This is a genomic window from Clostridium sp. HCS.1, assembly GCF_047900555.1.
Classification (GTDB): Bacteria; Bacillota; Clostridia; order Clostridiales; family Clostridiaceae; genus Clostridium.
Genome location: NZ_CP170704.1, coordinates 3,355,038 through 3,373,056 on the forward strand (window position 1 = coordinate 3,355,038; position 18,019 = coordinate 3,373,056).

The window sequence follows — 18,019 nt, forward strand, 5'->3', positions numbered from 1 at the left end:
AAGCTCTATAAATTTAATAGGAGCTGTATTATAATACAACTCCTAAAAATATTATTAACTTACTTTTTTCTTTTTATTTTTCTTAACCATAAAATATCCTATACCTGAAATCATTACTGCAAATATAGCCATACTAGCAGAATTTTGTCCACCTGTCATTGGTAAATTACCCTTATTATTTGAAGAAGGCTTTTCAGTTGAAGGTTTTACAGTTTCAGGCTTATCATTGTTACCAGGCTTTACATTTTCCTTAGTATCATCTGCTCCTGCTATTAATAAGTTATCTATCTTAGTATTTACTCCGTTAGTTTTCCACTCGTGAATTATTTCATCTCTCATTACTAACATTGTATCTTTCATATTTTTAGCATTAGTAAAATTATATCCATCTCCACCTGTTGACATAAAATCATTAACTACAACTGTATAATATTTATTCATGTCTAAAGGAGTTCCATCTGCTAATCTTATTGATGTAATTCTATTTCCTGCTTCAGCATTCTTATCATACCAAACTTTTATTCCTGAGAATTGTCCCCAGCCAAAGTTATTTGGCATAATTCCATGTTCAATGGCAGCTTTTACATCTGCTCCCTTTAACTCCATAGTTACTAAAGTATTGTCAAAAGGTAATATTGTATATAAATCTCCCATTGTTAATACACCTTTTGATAATGGTGCTCTTATACCTCCACCATTAGTTATAGCAATATCTACTCCTGCAATTTTTCTCATTGTTTCTGAAACAACTATACCAAGTGGTGAAAGTCCTTCATTTCTATCATGAGATAAATCTCTATCTAAGTCTGCAACCTTTTCCTTTAATATAGGTTCTAATTCAGCTTCATATTTCTTTACTATTTCTTCTGAAGTTTTGTCTGGTACTATGCTAGCACTTCTTTTATGAAGCTCGTCTATATTAGCTTTAAGTGAAAGTAATTTTCCTGTATTATCAAAATCAAAAGTTAATAGTCCCAAAGCTCTACCATTGTATCCAGCTTCGACTATCTTAATTCCATTAACTTCTGCATTTGTAAATTGATGATCATGTGCTGCTATAATAGCATCAACATTTTTCACCTTGTTTGCTAAATCTACAGCTTCTCCTGTAGTTTTACCACTCTTATCTGTTGTTGCACCTAGGTGAGATAATACAACTACTGCATTAACTTTATCTTCATTTCTTAATTTATCAGCATATTTTTGAACTGATATTGAAGGGTCTTCAAAAGTTAAATCAGCTACATTTGCTGGAGTTGTCTTATAAGCTGTTTCTGGTGTTGTAACACCTATTAATCCAATTTTTACTACATCTACCTCTATTATTTTATAAGGTTTAGCCCATTCAACAGTCTTGCCTGTTTTCTTATCAATAATATTAGCTGCTAAGAAATCAAAATTACCTTCTTTTGCCCATGTAGGTATTAAGTTTTTACCCCAGTCAAATTCATGGTTTCCAATTGATGAGGCAGGTATTTTTATATCCTTTAAGAATTCGCTTACTGGTGCCCCCTTAGTAAGGTTAGATATAGCTGTACCTTGATACAAGTCTCCTGCAGCTAATGCTATAGCTTCATAATTAGAGAAAGTATTTAAAGAAGTTTTTTCTTTTATTGCTGCTGCTAACTTAGCTATTCCAACATTTTTACCACTTTCTTGAACATTTCCATGTAAGTCATTAAAGCTTAATAATTCAACTCTCTTTATATTCTTAGCCTTTAATACATCATTTATAGTTAAACTTCTTACATTTGGAGTTCTACCATCTTCTGATACTGGTATTTTTAATACTCCATCATTAACTAATTTAACAACTTCTTTTCTTAAAGTATCATCATAGCTAACACCTGTTAACTTCCAGTTATTATCAATATTTCTGCTTATTTTGCCACCCTTAACACTTATTATATAATCTGTAATTAAGTCTCTCATGTCTGAAATACTATCATTATTAGTATCATAAATTTTTTCATGTGTTCCAGGTTCAAATACAGGATTTTTAGTTGCATTAAGCACTGAATCATATCTATAGTTATTAACTGATAAATAAACTAAATCATTATCTTCAACAACTTTCCCGTCCTTTTCAAACTTAACATTTTCAATTCTACTTCCTGCTGGTTTAGAAATATTTATTTCATAGCTAATTCCATCAAACATATCATATTGGTATAATCTAATATCTGGATTTAATGATACTGTTAAATCTCCAGTATTAAATGTATTATATATTGATGATGTCCATTCCATAAATCTCTTAAGTTGCTTTCCATTTGTTTTTATTGTGTAAAGCTTATTATCATATTTATATATATTTGATACATCAGATTTTTTGATATTTCCTGCTAACATATTAGATCCTGCATCAAATAGTGCTGCTGCAGATACTTGATATCCAGAGTTAATATCTATTCCTTTTGACTCCAAATGCTTCTTACTATTATATAATTGAACTTCATTTACAAAGTCTGTTATTCCTTGATCTTTTACTAATGATTCTGGAATATCAGCTATTTCATTTTTATCTGCTAAACTTGCTCCTTCTAATTGACCTATAACTATACTTGCATCTGCTTTTGCTTTTTCATTATAATAACTTAAAGAATTCACTAGACTTGTATCTTCTGCTACATCTTTATTTAATGCTATAAATGATCCAGATTTATCTTTAATTTTATATCCATTGCTTCCATCTGGCTCTAGGGTAATATTTACTTTTCCTAAGCTTCCCGCATTATTAGTTGGTTGAATTAAAATGGCATTTCCTGCTGTTTTATTAACATTCGCTTCATGACTATGCCCCATAACAACTACATCAACATCAGGATTTTTTTCAGCAAGTTCTTTTGCTGAATCTCCATCTCCATATTCACTGTTATAACCCATATGCGCTGTAACCACATATACATCAGCATCACCTGCTTTTTTAATTTCCTCTATAACTTTTGCAACTTCTTCTGTTGGGTTAGTAGGTGTATATCCTATTAAATTTGGTCCATCCCACTTAGCAATATGTGGAGTAACAACTCCAATAGTTGCAACTTTTATCCCATTAGGTAATACTTTTATTGTATAGGCATCAAACACTCTCTTATTATCTTTATATAAGTTAGCACATAAAACCTTTACATTACTTTTTATTTGACTAGTTATATTAAATAACTTATCCATCCCAAAATTGAATTCATGATTACCTAGACTAAATGAATCATATCCTATTTCCTTTATCGCTAACATCATAGGATTATTTGCTTCATTTAAGAATAAATGATTATAGTTACCTTGAATAGTATCTCCATTATCAACGAGAACAGTATTTTCATTATTTGCTCTTTGTTGTTTTACTAATGTAGCTATTTGTGATAATCCTCCATATGAGGTTGTTGCTCTTGCATACTCATACGGAACATATTTCCCATGCAAGTCAGTTGTAGCAAGAATTTGAATTGTTTTTGTTGATAGTTCTTCTGTTGTAGCTTTTACTAACTTTATAGGTAAATTACCTATAATAAAAGTAAATGCTACTAGTGTAGCTAAGAATTTTCTTAACTTTACATTATTAATTCTCATTTTACCCCTCCCAATTTTATATTTATGTTATTTTAATAATAACCTTTATTAGTTAATAAGTCATCATAATAATGCATTTAAAATAAACTTATTGAATCACCTCTCTAGTCATTAACTTTATTTAACTTTTTTTATATATTTTTACATTTAAGACCAAAAAAATAATTATTTTATTAAATAGACATCTATTGTTAAGTTAGATATTAAATATCTATATTAAACACTTAGATGTCTATTCTTAAATAATCATTATTTCAATATTTTTTTATTAATTAATATTATCTCTTACCTGTATCAAAAGGTTCACCAGAAGCCTTAGGTGCTTGTGATGATTTAGAGAATAACACTAAAGCAATTAGAGTTACTATATATGGGAATATCTTTAATATAACTCCTGGGATTTGAGCTAATGTTGGTATTACTTGTGACACATTTGCAATAGTTGAAGCAAATCCAAAGAAGAAAGTTGCTCCTAATATTCCAAGTGGTTTCCATTGTCCAAATATTAATGCTGCTAAGGCAAGGAATCCAAGGCCTGCAACATTACCATTAAATTCTCCTGAATATGTTAAAAGAATTATAGCTCCACCTAAAGCTGACATTCCTCCAGATATCATAACCCCTATATATCTCATCTTAAATACGCTTACCCCAGCTGCTTGTGCTGCTTGAGGATGTTCTCCACAAGCTCTTAATCTTAAACCAAAACTAGTTTTATATAATAAGAATGCACTAACTAATAATATTATTAACACTAACCATGTAGTAGCATATGTCTTTGTAAAGAAAAGAGGTCCAATTACAGGTATATCTGAAAGTATTGGAATATCTCTTGGAATAAATCCATTAGATACTCTTATATTACCACTTCCTGTAATATTTCTTGCTAAGTATATTGTTAATGCTCCTGCCATCATATTTATTGCAGTACCACTTATAACTTGATCTGCATTTAAATTAATACTTGCAAAGGCATGAAGTAATGAGAATAATACTCCTACTATCACAGCCACTAATAAACCAATCCATAAAGCTCCTGCTACTCCATTTGCTTGTAATTTAGATACTGTAAGTGCTCCAGCAAAAGAACCAATTATCATAAGTCCATCTAAACCTATATTAACAACTCCACTTCTTTCACAATAAAGCGCTCCTAGAGCTGTTATTAATAAAGGAATTGTATAAGAAATTGCATATGGAAAAACTTGTTCAATTATACTCCACATTATTTTTCCACCACCCTTTCATTAGAAATGTCTTTTTTGTTAGACTTATCTTTTTTAGCTTTTCTAAATTTCTTAATTACCTTGTCCATTACCATACTTGTAGCTGCAAAATAAATTATTGTAGCCATTATAGTATCAGCAAGTTCTGGTGGTACTTTTACAGCTGCATTCATAAAGCCTTTTCCTACATATAGTACTCCAAAGAATAATGATGAGAAAATAACTCCAATAGGGTTGCTAGCTCCAAGTAAAGCTACTGCAATTCCATCAAATCCTTGGCTTGGCATTACTCCTATTTGCATTATATTTGCATTACCTGTATATTGTATTACTCCTGCAAGTCCTGATAAAGCTCCAGCTATCATCATTGATATAACTATGTTTCTATTAACAGGCATACCTGCATATTCTGCACCAAATCTATTAAATCCAACAGCCTTTAATTCATAACCTAACACTGTCTTATTTAAAAGGAACCATATTATTAAAACTGCTATTAAAGCTAAGAAAATACCTAAATTTATATATGAGCCCTTAAATATTTCTGATAACCAATTTGCTTTTAATGTAGCTGTTTCTGGTAACATTTTAGATTCAGTTTCTAAAAATTCACCTTTGAAATATTGTGGTACCATATAATAAACTATCCAATATGCTGTCCAGTTCATCATTATAGATGATACAACTTCATGTACGTTAAATTTAGCCTTTAAAATTCCTGGAACTGTTGCCCATAAAGCTCCTCCTATGATACCTGCTATAATAACTATTGGAACTAATATTATCTTAGGTAAATCTAAAGATAATCCAACAGCTATTGAACAAAATCCTCCAAATAGCATTTGTCCAGGAGTTCCTATATTAAATAGCCCTGTTTTAAATGCAAAAGCTACTGAAAGTCCTGTAAGCATCAAAGGTGTAGCTGTAGCAATAGTATTTCCTATTCTTTCTAAGTTTTTTAGTCCACCTTGGAATAAATATTTATATCCTTCAACAGGGTTAAATCCCATAACAAGCATTAATAAGGCCCCAGCTATAAGTCCAAGTATTACAGCCATTATGGATTTTATACCTTGATCTTTTCCCATTAACTTTCACCTCTCTTTATTCCAGCCATCATTAATCCGACTTCATTTTCATCTGTTTCAGAGGCATTAACTACTCCAATAAGTTCACCATTATTTACTATGGCAATTCTATCTGAAACATTTAATATCTCATCTAATTCAAGAGATACTAAAAGTACAGCCTTGCCATTATCTCTTTGTTCAACAAGTCTTTTGTGTATGTATTCTATTGATCCAACATCTAGCCCTCTTGTTGGTTGAACAGCTATTAATAAATCAGGATCTGATTGAATTTCACGTCCAATTATTCCTTTTTGTTGATTACCTCCTGATAGAGATCTAGCAATTGACTTTCCGCCTTCTCCAGATCTTACATCGAAAGTATCTATAATTTCATTTGCATATTCTGAAATTTTATTTCTATTTATAAGTCCATTTTTAGAAAAAGGTTCATTCTTATAAGTTTTAAGAACTAAATTATCCTCTAATGTATAATCTAAAATAAGTCCTCTTTTATGTCTATCTTCTGGAATATGAGCTATTCCTTCATCTATTCTTTTTCTTATAGAATCCTTTGTAATATCTTTTCCATTGAAAGTTATACTTCCTTCTTCAATAGATCTCATACCTGTAATAGCTTCAACTAACTCTGTTTGTCCATTGCCTTCTACTCCAGCTATACCTACTATTTCACCTTTTCTTACTTCTAAATTAAAATTCTTTAATCCTAGAACTTTTTTATTATTTTTAACTGATACATTTTCTAATCTTAATACTTCTTCACCTGGATGAGCTTCCTTCTTTTCTACTTTAAAGGATACTTGCCTTCCAACCATCATTTTAGCCATATCAGCTTCTGATGTTTCTTTAACATTAACAGTTCCAATGTACTTACCTCTTCTAATTACAGTACATCTATCAGCTGCTTCTTTAATTTCTTTTAGTTTATGTGTTATTAAAATTATTGATTTACCTTCCTTAATAAGGTTTCTCATTATTCCTATTAAATCTTCAATTTCTTGTGGTGTTAGTACTGCTGTAGGTTCATCAAATATTAATACTTCTGCATTTCTGTAAAGCATCTTTAATATTTCAACACGTTGTTGCATACCAACAGATATATCCTCAATTTTTGCATATGGATCAACATTTAACCCATAAGCCTTTGATAATTCCTCAATTTTTTTTGCTGCACTTTTTATATCTATGGATAAAAATTTCTTTGGCTCTAAACCTAAAATAATATTTTCAGTTACAGTAAAGTTTTCAACTAATTTAAAATGCTGATGAACCATACCTATTCCTAAGTCATTAGCTACATTAGGACTTGAAATTTTAACTTCTTTTCCATTTACTTTAATTACTCCTGCTTCTGGACTATACATTCCAAATAGCATTCCCATTAATGTAGATTTTCCTGCTCCATTTTCTCCTAAAAGAGCATGGATTTCTCCTTTTTTAAGCTGCAATGTAATATTATCATTTGCTACAATACCTGGAAACTCCTTTCGGATATTAAGCATCTCTACTACATATTCCATATAATTCACCGCTTTCTACTTTTATAAATATAAGAAAATATCGCAGATATTTAAAAATTAAAAATATATTTATTTTTAAATACTGCGATAATTTTTAAATAATTTACTTAATTAAATCCCCTTGTTTGTCAGATATTGTTATCTTTCCATCTTTGATTTGATTAAATACTTCTGCTACCTTATCTTGAGTTTCTTTAGAAAGATTTGGATTTTCTTCTGGTATACCTACTCCACCTGTTTTTGCATCAAAAGTTAAAGTTTGTCCACCTGGGAATTTTCCATCTAATTCATCTTTGATTATATTAAATGTTGCTGTATCAATTTTCTTCATTGCAGAAGTTAATATTATTGATTTTTCTCCATCATAAACACCTTCTGAATATTGGTCAACGTCAACACCAATTATCCAAGCTTCCTTCTTAGCAGTAGCTCTTGCTTTAGCTTCATTAATAGCTCCAACACCAACTCCACCAGCTGCTGTAAATATAGCCTTTACTCCATTGTCATACATAGTAGCTGCTAATTGTTGTCCTGCTGCAACATTATCAAATGATCCTTGATAAACTACGTTTTCTGCTTTAAGACTCATTTTAGTTCCTAAATTGTCATTAGCATATTTAACACCTTGTTGGAATCCCCAGTTAAACTTTTGAACTGCTGGTATTTCCATACCACCTATAAATCCTAGTTCTCCTTCTTTTAATTCAAGAGATGCTGCAACACCTGCTACAAATCCTGCTTCATGTTCTGCAAAGAAAACAGCAACTGAATTTTCTCCAACTTTTGCTTGTCTTGCATCTCCTTCTTTACCATTGTTTGGTGAACCATCAATAATAACGAATTTTGCATCTGGATATTTTTCTTGTGCAGCAAAGATTGCAGTTTCAAATTTAAATCCAGGAGTAACTATAAATTTATATCCTGTATCATAAAGATTACCTATTTCTTTCATATAATCAGCTTCTGTAGTTCCTGCTGGTTTAATATAGTTACTATCTATACCTAATTCATCTTTAGCCTTTAATATACCTTCCCAAGTTCCTTGGTTAAATGACTTATCGTCTATAGTTCCTGCATCTGTAACCATACCAACTTTAAAATCTTTATTAGTCTCTGCCTTTCCCTCTTCCTTACTTCCACAGCCAATTAAGCCTGTTACCATAAGAGCTGAAAGTGTTAGTGCTATTAACTTCTTTTTCATATATAATCCCTCCATAAAATAATATATAGCAATCTTTGTACTACAAAGAAATGCACAAATTTAAAACTTTATCTTACTTCTATAGTTCTTCCTCTAAAAACTTGATTTCTGATCCTCTCAAAATCAACTTAGGTGGAATATTTATTCTTTTTATTTCATAGTTATCTTCTTTAGATTTAAAAATATCTAAAAGCAAACTAATTGAGGCTTCTCCAAGTTCCATAGGGGAATCTTCTATATATGATAGATTAATTCCTACTGTATCCATAAGCTCTATCTTATTAAAACCTATTAACGCAATATCATTAGGAATTTTTATCCTCTGTTCAATTAATGCCTTAATTACACCTAATGTCATTCTATTACTACATGCGATTATAGCTGTTGGAGAGTCTGCCATTTCTAAAAAGTCCTTTGTTAACCTATATGCTTCTTCTAATTTAAACTTTCCTTCTTTTATATAATTATAGTCTATTGGAATATTGTTTTCCTTTAAGGCTCTTTTATATCCCGTTAATCTATTTAATGCTGAGCTTGAACTCATTATACCTGTTATTATTCCTATTTTATTATGACCATTTTCTATTAAAGCCTTTGTAGCTAAATATCCACCCTCTATATCATCTACAAATACTCCACTTAAAGTAATATAGTTTAAATCAGCTGAAACTAAAACTATTGGAATGTTTATGCTTCTAATGGCTTCTATAAATTCATGTTTAAACTTTGTATCTCCAAAACCAGGAGTCATAATAACTCCTTTTAATCTATGCTTCTTAATTTCTTCTAAAGCTTTTAATTCACTTTTTATATTATTGTTAGTATTAAATAATATTATGTTTAAATCAACTTCTTCTGCAATTCTACTGATTCCCTTAATTATTTCCCCAAAATAAGAGTTGGTTATATCAGGAACTACTATTCCAATAGTGCTTGTCTCTCTTTTTGATAAACTTCTTGCTATTGCACTAGGTACATAATTCATTTCTGCTATAATCTTTAATACTTTTTCTCTTGTTTCTTCCTTAACATAGGAAGAATTATTTAATACTCTAGAAATAGTTGCAGATGATACGCCAGCTTTTTTAGCTATGTCATCTATAGTTACTGCCATTTTATTTCTCCTCATGCCATATTTATATAAATTAACAATTTTATCCTCCAAGAATTATTATATATCTATTTAATTTAATTATACTAGAGTAAACTTTTAAATAATATATTTTTTGATAATTTTTTCAATAAATATTTGATATTTTTAAAAGATTATCAAAATATTGACATAAATATTGATTAATTGATTCTACATAATGCACTTTTTCACTTTTAAAATTCATTAAATACTTAGGTTTAATTTTCTAATTATATATTTAAAATATTATTGAAATCATAGATTTAATATCTATTCTATAATTTTATATATTATATCTTCTATTCTTGGTTTTTCATCTTTTACTATATAAGCTGATAAAAGCATCTTTTCTGACTCACTTATTTTACTCTCATCACTTGTATAAATAGTTGCAATTATATCTCCTTTATTAATATAATCCCCCATTTTTTTCTTAAGTATTATTCCTGCACCATAGTCAATAGTATCATCCTTAGTTTCTCTTCCTGCTCCTGCTATTAATGAAGATATTCCTACTTTTTCTGCATCTAACTCATATACATATCCTTCTTCTATAGCCTTTACATCATGTTTTATACTAGCAATAGTAAATAAACTTGTATCTTCTATTACAGATACATCTCCACCTTGATTTACAACCAATTCTTTTAACTTATCTAAAGCTTTTCCATTTGCAAGAACCTCTTCTAGAATTTCTCTTCCCTTTGTAATATCAGATTCTATTTCACCTATTTTAAGCATTTGTGCTCCTAACCTTAGGCATAATTCTCTTAAATCTTTAGGGCCTCTATTACTTAATACTTCAATTACTTCTTGAATTTCTAAAGCATTTCCAATAGAATATCCTAGAGGTTCTCCATTTAAAGTAATTGCAGCCGATGTATTTCTATTTAATCCCTTTCCTATAGCAACCATAGCATTTGCTAATTTTTCTGCATCTTCCTTTGTTTTCATAAATGCTCCATCACCATATTTAACATCTAGTAATATGGCATCTGAACCTGACGCAATTTTTTTACTCATAATACTTGCTGCTATTAAAGGAATACTATCTATTGTAGCTGTAACATCTCTTAGTGCATATAACTTCTTATCAGCAGGAACTATATTTTGAGTTTGTCCAGCTATAACTAATCCTGATTTATTTACAAAATCTATAAAATTCTTCTTATCAACATTTATATTAAAGTTTGGTATTGATTCTAATTTGTCTAAAGTTCCACCAGTATGACCTAAACCTCTTCCTGATAATTTAGCAACTTTTAATCCAGCAGCTGCTACCATAGGAACTAATATTAATGATGTTTTATCACCCACACCACCTGTACTATGTTTATCTGCCTTTATGCCATTAATTTCACTTAAATCAACAACATCTCCTGATTTAATCATTGCCATTGTAAGATTAACAGTTTCTTCATCATTTAATCCATTTATGTATATAGCCATAAGAAGAGATGATGCTTGATAATCAGTTATTTCTCCTTTAGTATATCCATCAATAAAAAATTCTATTTCCTCTTTACTTAATTCTTTACAATCTCTTTTTTTAGCTATTATGTCATAAGCTCTCATAGCAACCCCTCCATTAATTAGTAATATATTTATTTTCATTAATCCAACTATTAAGTTCTTCCTTTGTTTTTGGTATATATAATTGTTCTTTAACAATTTTATATTTTATGTCCTTAACAATTTTCATTATGCTTGGATCTAATTCAACTTCTGATCCTTCTCTTGTAATATCAATAATTCCTTCCTTTAATCCTGAATAATGAACTCCATCATTCCAACTATTATCTTTAATATACTTAATCTCATTAAAAACTATTTCGTTAATATATCTAGTAGATGTAGCGATTATAACACTTGGGTCAAAGTAATTTTGATTTTCATCTACTCCAAAAGCATATGCTTCTGATTCTTTTGCTGCAGCAAATACTCCAAGGCCAGAGGCTCCTGCTAAATGTTGAATATATTTAGCCCCTTTACTGTACATTAAAAGTGATATTTCCTTGGCTTTTAATGGATTCCTGAAATCATTTACTACTGCAGTTATAACTTCCCCTTCTGGAAATATATATTTATATCCAGCTTCAAATCCAACAGCCCCTTCTCTAAGATGTGAGACTTCCATTCCTAGCACAACTCCAGCTTTATTTATATTTCCTGTTTTCTCATATTCCATTTTACTTAATAATCCAGCAATTACTCCATTTAAAAATGCTTGTTCTTCCCATCTAGTATAAATGGAACTTATATTTTTCATATCTAATTTAGAATCTATTAAAGTAAATTTCTGATTAGGATATTCATTTGAAACCGCTTTCACAGCACCTTCTTGTTCAGGTCCAACTGCAATAATCAATTGATAATCCATAGTTTTTACAAACTCTAAAATGCTTTCCTTATATTTTTCAGGATGAATTGGTTCTGCATAATCAAATTCTATATTAAGCTCTTCTTGTGCCCTTAATAATCCATCATAAATTAAATCATTAAAGGATTTATCACCCAATCCACTTCCTGTGAAAACAACTGCTATTTTTATAGGCTTTTTAGATTGATTTTTTAGCTTTTTATTATTAATAAAATTTATTGATACTACAGAAAATAATATTAAAAATACTGAAGCTATTAATATACTATAGCTTGTCTTTTTCATTTATTCTCCTTTTCAATAAAACAAATATCACTACTTGTTTTTATTATACATAAATTAATTATTCCTTTATATAAATAAAATTGATAACAAATGTAATTATTTACTTCTTTAATGATAAAATATTGACTTTTCGTGAATTTTTTTGATATTTTTCTTTATTTTTATATTCTATCATCTTCGGGAGATGTTCCCATATACTTCTTATAATTTTTAGAAAAATAACCTGGATTAGTATAACCAACTTCCATAGCTATTTGTGATATTTTCATATCTGTTCCCTTTATTAATTCTTTAGCCTTATTCATCCTATATAAAGTTAAATAAGTACTGAAATTTTTTCCAACTTCTTCTTTAAATAATCTTGAGAAATACTCATGGGATAAATAAATATGCTTAGAAACATCTATTAAAGAAATATGCTTACTATAATTTTCTTCTATATATCTAAGAGCTTTTTCTATAGTTTTTGAATACCTCTTATTATCTTCTTTTTTATTAATTATAGGTATTTTGATATTAATTTCTTTTTCCTTTATCTTTTCATCTATTCTAAATAATAATTCCTTTATTTCCTTAGGTCTAATTTCAGACTTTATTAAATATTCATAGGCACCAAAACTAATTGCTTCTTTTGCATAATTAAAGTCAGCAAAATTAGTTAATATTACTATAAATACATCTGGCATTATATCTTTTATTTTTTTCGAAAGCTCTAGCCCATCCATAACAGGCATTTTTATATCTGTTATAATTACATCTGGTCTGAATTTTAATGATAGATCATACGCTTCTCTACCATTATTGGCACTTCCTATTAATTTAAACTCCTCTGAAACATTTTTTATTGTATAACTTAACCACTCTCTAATAGGAGCTTCATCTTCAACTACTAAAATATTCATTTAAATTCCTCCTCTTTTAGGTAAAATATACTTAACGATTGTTCCTTTTCCTTTTTCACTTATTATTTCTATTCCATAGTCTTTCCCATAATTTAATTGAATTCTTTCATGTACATTAATTAACCCAACCCTATTAATTGCCTCCTTGTTTTTAAAAACATTATTTATTTCTCTATCACTCATACCCTTTCCATTATCTTTAACCTCAATAATTATCTTATCTTCTTCACTATAAGAAATTATATTAATTTCACCCTTTTTCCCTTCGTTATCAATACTATAAAAAATTGCATTTTCCACTACAGGCTGCAATATTAAAGCTGGAACTTTAATTTTCTCTATAACTTCTTCTATAGATATATCTACAGTAAATAAATTGGGATATCTTATTTTCTGTAACTCTATATACGCCATTATAACTTCTATTTCTTCTTTTAAAGTAATAAGTTCACTTGCCTTTGGTAATATATTTCTTAAGAGTTTAGTAAATTGAAATAACATTTCTTCTGCTTCCTCATTTTTATTCATAGATACTAAAAATCTAACTCCACTAAGGGTATTATATAAAAAATGAGGATTTATTTGAGCTTGTAAGAAACTTAGTTCTGCTATACGTTTTTGTTTTTCTTGTTCTTTTATTTTTTCTATAGATTCCCCTAACCATTTAATCATATTATTAAATGACTCTTCTAAATTCCCTATTTCATCCTCCCTATCAACTTCTACCTTTAAATTTAAATTTCCATTCATTACTTGCTTCATAGTATCTTTCATATTAATTACAGGCTTAGTAATCCAAACTGAAAGCTTGTATATTATGATAAATGAAACTATTATAACAAGTATTAATGTTAAAATAAATTTTTCTGTAATTTGCCTAATAGGCTGCTTTATTACGTTTGATGGTATTTCTTCTATTATGGACCACCCGTATTTATCTAAGGTGGATTCCATTTTTATATAATTACTATCCTCTCTTCTAATTACTGAATACCATTCATATTCATTCATATATTCTTCCTTTTGTATATCACTAAAATAATTTTTACCTATTAATCTTTTATCCTTACTTGAAATTATATTTCCTTTTATATCAATTATATAAATATTTCTACCATCTTTAATAATTTTATTATATCTATCAAATAACATTTTTTCACTTATGTCCATTATAAGTACACCTAAAGTTTCTCCAGTTATTAAATTATTAATAGATCTTCCCATTCTAAAAATAGATTTAAAGGGACCAATACCCTTCTCATCTTCAAATGTACTTAATAAAACAGTTTTCCCATTAGCCTTTACTATTTCATTATACCAACTTTCGTTTTTAATAGACTCCATAGTATATTTATTTTTAGAATAAGTACTAGAATTAAAATCGTTTTCAGAAACTATATAAAGATCTGGTTTCATATACTTTCCATATTTCCATACTTGCTCATTTAGTAGAACTTCAATATAATTTTCCAAATTAATAGTTTCTTCTGTTCTATTTATTACATCTTCTTTAGGAATAGTTAAAGCACTATTTAATTTATTATCTTCCACAATATTGTTACCTATATCTTCTATATCAGATAGAAAAATTGAGATATTATCTGCAACTTCATCTAATATTTCACTATTAAGTCTTCCCATTTCAGCTTGTACTACTTTATTAGTATCTTTTATTGACCATCCTCCAATTACTATTGATATAATAATTATAAAAGTTGTTAGAAGTAAACAAAGTTTTGTTGTTATACTTTTTATTTTCATAGTTAAATCCTCTTTTAATATAAATATAGTAACATTTTACTAAAGTTAATTTACTTAGTCTATTGTTTAATACCATTAAATATAATCTTTTGGTCAATTTTAAATAATAAAAAATTATTCACAGGGTAATATTTTTATAAATTCTTAGAAAATAAAAAAAGAAGCAAATTAATTGCTTCTCAAATTTCTATAAATAAATATTTATTTTTCTTGTAAAGCTGCATTTATTAATCCTACAAATAAAGGATGTGGTCTATTTGGTCTAGATTTTAATTCTGGATGGAATTGAACAGAAACATACCACGGATGATCTTTCACTTCAACTATTTCTACTAATCTTCCATCTGGACTAGTTCCAGTAATACTCATTCCTGACTCTGTAATAGCTTTTCTATATTCATTATTAAACTCATATCTGTGTCTATGTCTTTCATAAATTAAGTTTTCTTTATAAACATCATAAGCCCTACTATTTTCATCTAACTTACAAGGATAAAGACCTAATCTCATAGTTCCACCTAAATCTTCAATATCCTTTTGATCTGGCATTATATCTATAACAGGATATTTTGTATCCTTATCAATTTCAGCACTATTAGCACCTTCATATCCTAATACATTTCTTGCAAATTCAATTACTGAACATTGCATTCCAAGGCAAATACCAAGGAAAGGCTTCTTATTTACTCTAGCATATCTTATAGCTTCAATTTTACCTTCAATTCCTCTATCTCCAAATCCACCTGGAACTAATATACCTTGGCAATCTGACAATAATTCATCACTATTTTCTTCAGTAACATCTTCTGCATTAATCCATTTAATTTCTACATTTGAGTTATTAGCTAATCCTCCATGATTTAAGGCTTCTACTATAGAAATATATGCATCATGTAATTCTACATATTTACCTACTAATGCAATTTTTACATTTTCCTTTAAATTTTTAACCTTTTTAACCATTTCTATCCATTCACTATTATCTATGTCTCTGCAACCAAGCTCTAATTTTTCACAAACTAATCTATCTAGGCCTTCTTTATGTAACATAAGAGGTACTTCATATAAATGTTCTGCATCTAGATTTTGAATAACGCATTTTGCTTCTAAATTACAGAATAATCCTATTTTTGCTTTTAAGTCATCTGATAATTCTTTTTGAGATCTACAAACTATTATATCAGGTTGAATACCAATACTTCTTAATTCTTTTACAGAATGTTGTGTTGGCTTAGTTTTAAGTTCTCCAGCCTTACCTAAGTATGGAACCAATGTAACATGAATAAAGCATACATTTTCTCTTCCAACTTCATATTTTATTTGTCTAATTGCTTCTAAAAATGGTTGAGATTCAATATCCCCTACAGTTCCACCAATTTCCGTTATTACTACATCTACATCTTTTTCCTTTGATACTCTATATACTCTTTCTTTTATAGCATTAGTAATATGAGGAATAACTTGAACTGTCCCACCTAAGTATTCCCCTCTTCTTTCCTTAGATATTACAGACCAGTAAATTCTACCTGTAGTAACATTATTATTTTGGGTTAAATTTTCATCTATAAATCTTTCATAATGTCCTAAATCTAAATCTGTTTCTGCTCCGTCATCAGTAACAAAAACTTCTCCATGTTGATATGGGCTCATAGTACCTGGATCTACATTTAAATATGGATCAAACTTTTGTATAGAAACTTTTAGCCCTCGATTTTTTAATAATCTTCCTAAAGATGCTGCTGTTATTCCCTTACCTAAAGAAGATACAACTCCTCCTGTTACAAATACATACTTAGTTTTCATAATATTCCTCCAAAAAAATAAAATTTATTTATTTTCTTGACACTAATCCCCCTATTTGTTATAATCATAATTACCTCACTATTTATGATGGGTTTATAATGCCTAAATTTAATAAGTGTTATAATATCATAAAATATCAAAAAAATCTAGTTTTTTTATCATTTTTAAATAATCTTATTTATATCATCTTCAATTTCACAATACATTTCTCTAAACTCTTTGTTAATAAGAAACTTTTCTTCAGCTTTATCTATGTTATATTTAATACTTTTATCATTTATTATATTCAATACTTCTTTAACCTTATCTTTTTGGAGACATTTATAATTTTTTAATAGTAATAAAAAAATATATTTATTTTCTTTCTTTTTTAAAATTTCATTTATTTCTTTTACTTCAATACCCAAATAGGTGGATAATACATTCATAACTATAGTAACCTTATCAAGTTTATCATTATAACTCACAATACATTCACCCCTTTATTTTTCTATATTATCTCCAACGACTTCTAAAGTTATTCAATAATATTAAAATTGAATAAAGAAATGTATATTAAATAATAAAAAAAGTGTAAAACACTATTATCTAATAGATTTTTACACAATTTAAATTTATAATTCAATTTAATTAGTTTTAACATTTACAGAAAGTTTATTTATAATTGGCGGTTGACCTGCAAGTTCCATAGAATATTCTGCCGTTATCTTGCCACCATTCTCATTAACATCTACATTTAAATCTTCTGTGTGAATTTGTAAATCCAAAACCCCATAAGGAGTATTATATAAAGATACAGAAGTTTCTCCCTTTTTAAAATCCATCTTAGCACTAACATTTCCTTCTCTCTCAAGAACCAACTTATCATTTAATATAGTCAAAGTTGTTGTGGTTCCACTCATGCCAGATAATTCTGTTTCTTCATATATAGCTTTAAAACCACCTTCAATTACAGAAAACTCTCCCGGGGTTACTACTTCTATTATATCATCACTATCTAAATCATTAAAACTTCTCAAAGATATAATTGCCTTTTTATTCATATATATTCATAGATAAAGTTTAATTAAATCCTTTATCTACATTCCCTCCTTCCATATCACTATGTAATCTATCTAACCATAACATTATAGGACTACTCATTATTTATA

At 28.6% G+C, this 18,019-nt stretch carries 13 protein-coding genes; all 13 read right to left on the reverse strand.

The window, feature by feature from the left end; all coding sequences use genetic code 11:
- Positions 1–54 precede the first annotated feature (54 nt).
- The 13 genes from ACFYH6_RS16085 to ACFYH6_RS16145 all read right to left on the reverse strand — a co-directional run bounded on the left by ACFYH6_RS16085 (position 55) and on the right by ACFYH6_RS16145 (position 17,911).
- Entirely contained in the window at positions 55–3,570 is a 3,516-nt protein-coding gene (locus ACFYH6_RS16085; protein ID WP_416180353.1) for a 5'-nucleotidase C-terminal domain-containing protein, read from the reverse strand.
- Between the two features lie 278 nt (positions 3,571–3,848).
- A complete protein-coding gene (locus ACFYH6_RS16090; RefSeq protein WP_416180354.1) occupies positions 3,849–4,796 on the reverse strand; it encodes an ABC transporter permease in 948 nt (315 codons plus the stop codon).
- Positions 4,796–5,884 carry an ABC transporter permease gene (locus tag ACFYH6_RS16095; protein WP_416180355.1) on the reverse strand — a complete coding sequence of 363 codons (1,089 nt, stop codon included), beginning with the start codon at positions 5,882–5,884 and terminating at the stop codon, positions 4,796–4,798. The genes ACFYH6_RS16090 and ACFYH6_RS16095 overlap by 1 nt, the downstream gene beginning before the upstream one ends.
- Complete coding sequence (locus ACFYH6_RS16100) at positions 5,884–7,404, reverse strand: ABC transporter ATP-binding protein (RefSeq protein WP_416180356.1); 1,521 nt, start codon at positions 7,402–7,404, stop codon at positions 5,884–5,886. The genes ACFYH6_RS16095 and ACFYH6_RS16100 overlap by 1 nt, the downstream gene beginning before the upstream one ends.
- A gap of 103 nt (positions 7,405–7,507) precedes the next feature.
- The gene (locus ACFYH6_RS16105; RefSeq protein ID WP_316343956.1) at positions 7,508–8,605 is read right to left on the reverse strand and encodes a BMP family ABC transporter substrate-binding protein; all 1,098 of its coding nucleotides are present in this window, start codon (positions 8,603–8,605) and stop codon (positions 7,508–7,510) included.
- Between the two features lie 79 nt (positions 8,606–8,684).
- On the reverse strand, positions 8,685–9,719 hold the full coding sequence (locus ACFYH6_RS16110) for a LacI family DNA-binding transcriptional regulator (RefSeq protein WP_416180357.1): 1,035 nt from the start codon (positions 9,717–9,719) through the stop codon (positions 8,685–8,687).
- A 288-nt stretch (positions 9,720–10,007) separates the two neighbouring features.
- On the reverse strand, positions 10,008–11,312 hold the full coding sequence (locus ACFYH6_RS16115; RefSeq protein ID WP_316343954.1) for a pyrimidine-nucleoside phosphorylase: 1,305 nt from the start codon (positions 11,310–11,312) through the stop codon (positions 10,008–10,010).
- A 13-nt stretch (positions 11,313–11,325) separates the two neighbouring features.
- Positions 11,326–12,402 carry a BMP family ABC transporter substrate-binding protein gene (locus tag ACFYH6_RS16120; protein ID WP_316343953.1) on the reverse strand — a complete coding sequence of 359 codons (1,077 nt, stop codon included), beginning with the start codon at positions 12,400–12,402 and terminating at the stop codon, positions 11,326–11,328.
- A gap of 161 nt (positions 12,403–12,563) precedes the next feature.
- A complete protein-coding gene (locus tag ACFYH6_RS16125; RefSeq protein ID WP_416180358.1) occupies positions 12,564–13,304 on the reverse strand; it encodes a response regulator in 741 nt (246 codons plus the stop codon).
- The gene (locus tag ACFYH6_RS16130) at positions 13,305–15,065 is read right to left on the reverse strand and encodes a sensor histidine kinase (protein ID WP_416180359.1); all 1,761 of its coding nucleotides are present in this window, start codon (positions 15,063–15,065) and stop codon (positions 13,305–13,307) included.
- A gap of 201 nt (positions 15,066–15,266) precedes the next feature.
- Entirely contained in the window at positions 15,267–16,868 is a 1,602-nt protein-coding gene (locus ACFYH6_RS16135; RefSeq protein WP_416180360.1) for a CTP synthase, read from the reverse strand.
- A 164-nt stretch (positions 16,869–17,032) separates the two neighbouring features.
- A complete protein-coding gene (locus ACFYH6_RS16140; protein WP_316343949.1) occupies positions 17,033–17,335 on the reverse strand; it encodes a hypothetical protein in 303 nt (100 codons plus the stop codon).
- Positions 17,336–17,494: 159 nt separating this feature from the next.
- On the reverse strand, positions 17,495–17,911 hold the full coding sequence (locus tag ACFYH6_RS16145; RefSeq protein WP_316343948.1) for a DUF1934 domain-containing protein: 417 nt from the start codon (positions 17,909–17,911) through the stop codon (positions 17,495–17,497).
- Positions 17,912–18,019 lie beyond the last annotated feature (108 nt).

Excerpts from the sequence above, each read along its gene's own strand:
- ACFYH6_RS16085 (WP_416180353.1), bottom strand. The coding sequence starts at position 3,570 with ATGAGAATTAATAATGTAAAGTTAAGAAAATTCTTAGCTACACTAGTA.
- ACFYH6_RS16090 (WP_416180354.1), bottom strand. The coding sequence starts at position 4,796 with ATGTGGAGTATAATTGAACAAGTTTTTCCATATGCAATTTCTTATACA.
- ACFYH6_RS16095 (WP_416180355.1), bottom strand. The coding sequence starts at position 5,884 with ATGGGAAAAGATCAAGGTATAAAATCCATAATGGCTGTAATACTTGGA.
- ACFYH6_RS16100 (WP_416180356.1), bottom strand. The coding sequence starts at position 7,404 with ATGGAATATGTAGTAGAGATGCTTAATATCCGAAAGGAGTTTCCAGGT.
- ACFYH6_RS16105 (WP_316343956.1), bottom strand. The coding sequence starts at position 8,605 with ATGAAAAAGAAGTTAATAGCACTAACACTTTCAGCTCTTATGGTAACA.
- ACFYH6_RS16110 (WP_416180357.1), bottom strand. The coding sequence starts at position 9,719 with ATGGCAGTAACTATAGATGACATAGCTAAAAAAGCTGGCGTATCATCT.
- ACFYH6_RS16115 (WP_316343954.1), bottom strand. The coding sequence starts at position 11,312 with ATGAGAGCTTATGACATAATAGCTAAAAAAAGAGATTGTAAAGAATTA.
- ACFYH6_RS16120 (WP_316343953.1), bottom strand. The coding sequence starts at position 12,402 with ATGAAAAAGACAAGCTATAGTATATTAATAGCTTCAGTATTTTTAATA.
- ACFYH6_RS16125 (WP_416180358.1), bottom strand. The coding sequence starts at position 13,304 with ATGAATATTTTAGTAGTTGAAGATGAAGCTCCTATTAGAGAGTGGTTA.
- ACFYH6_RS16130 (WP_416180359.1), bottom strand. The coding sequence starts at position 15,065 with ATGAAAATAAAAAGTATAACAACAAAACTTTGTTTACTTCTAACAACT.
- ACFYH6_RS16135 (WP_416180360.1), bottom strand. The coding sequence starts at position 16,868 with ATGAAAACTAAGTATGTATTTGTAACAGGAGGAGTTGTATCTTCTTTA.
- ACFYH6_RS16145 (WP_316343948.1), bottom strand. The coding sequence starts at position 17,911 with ATGAATAAAAAGGCAATTATATCTTTGAGAAGTTTTAATGATTTAGAT.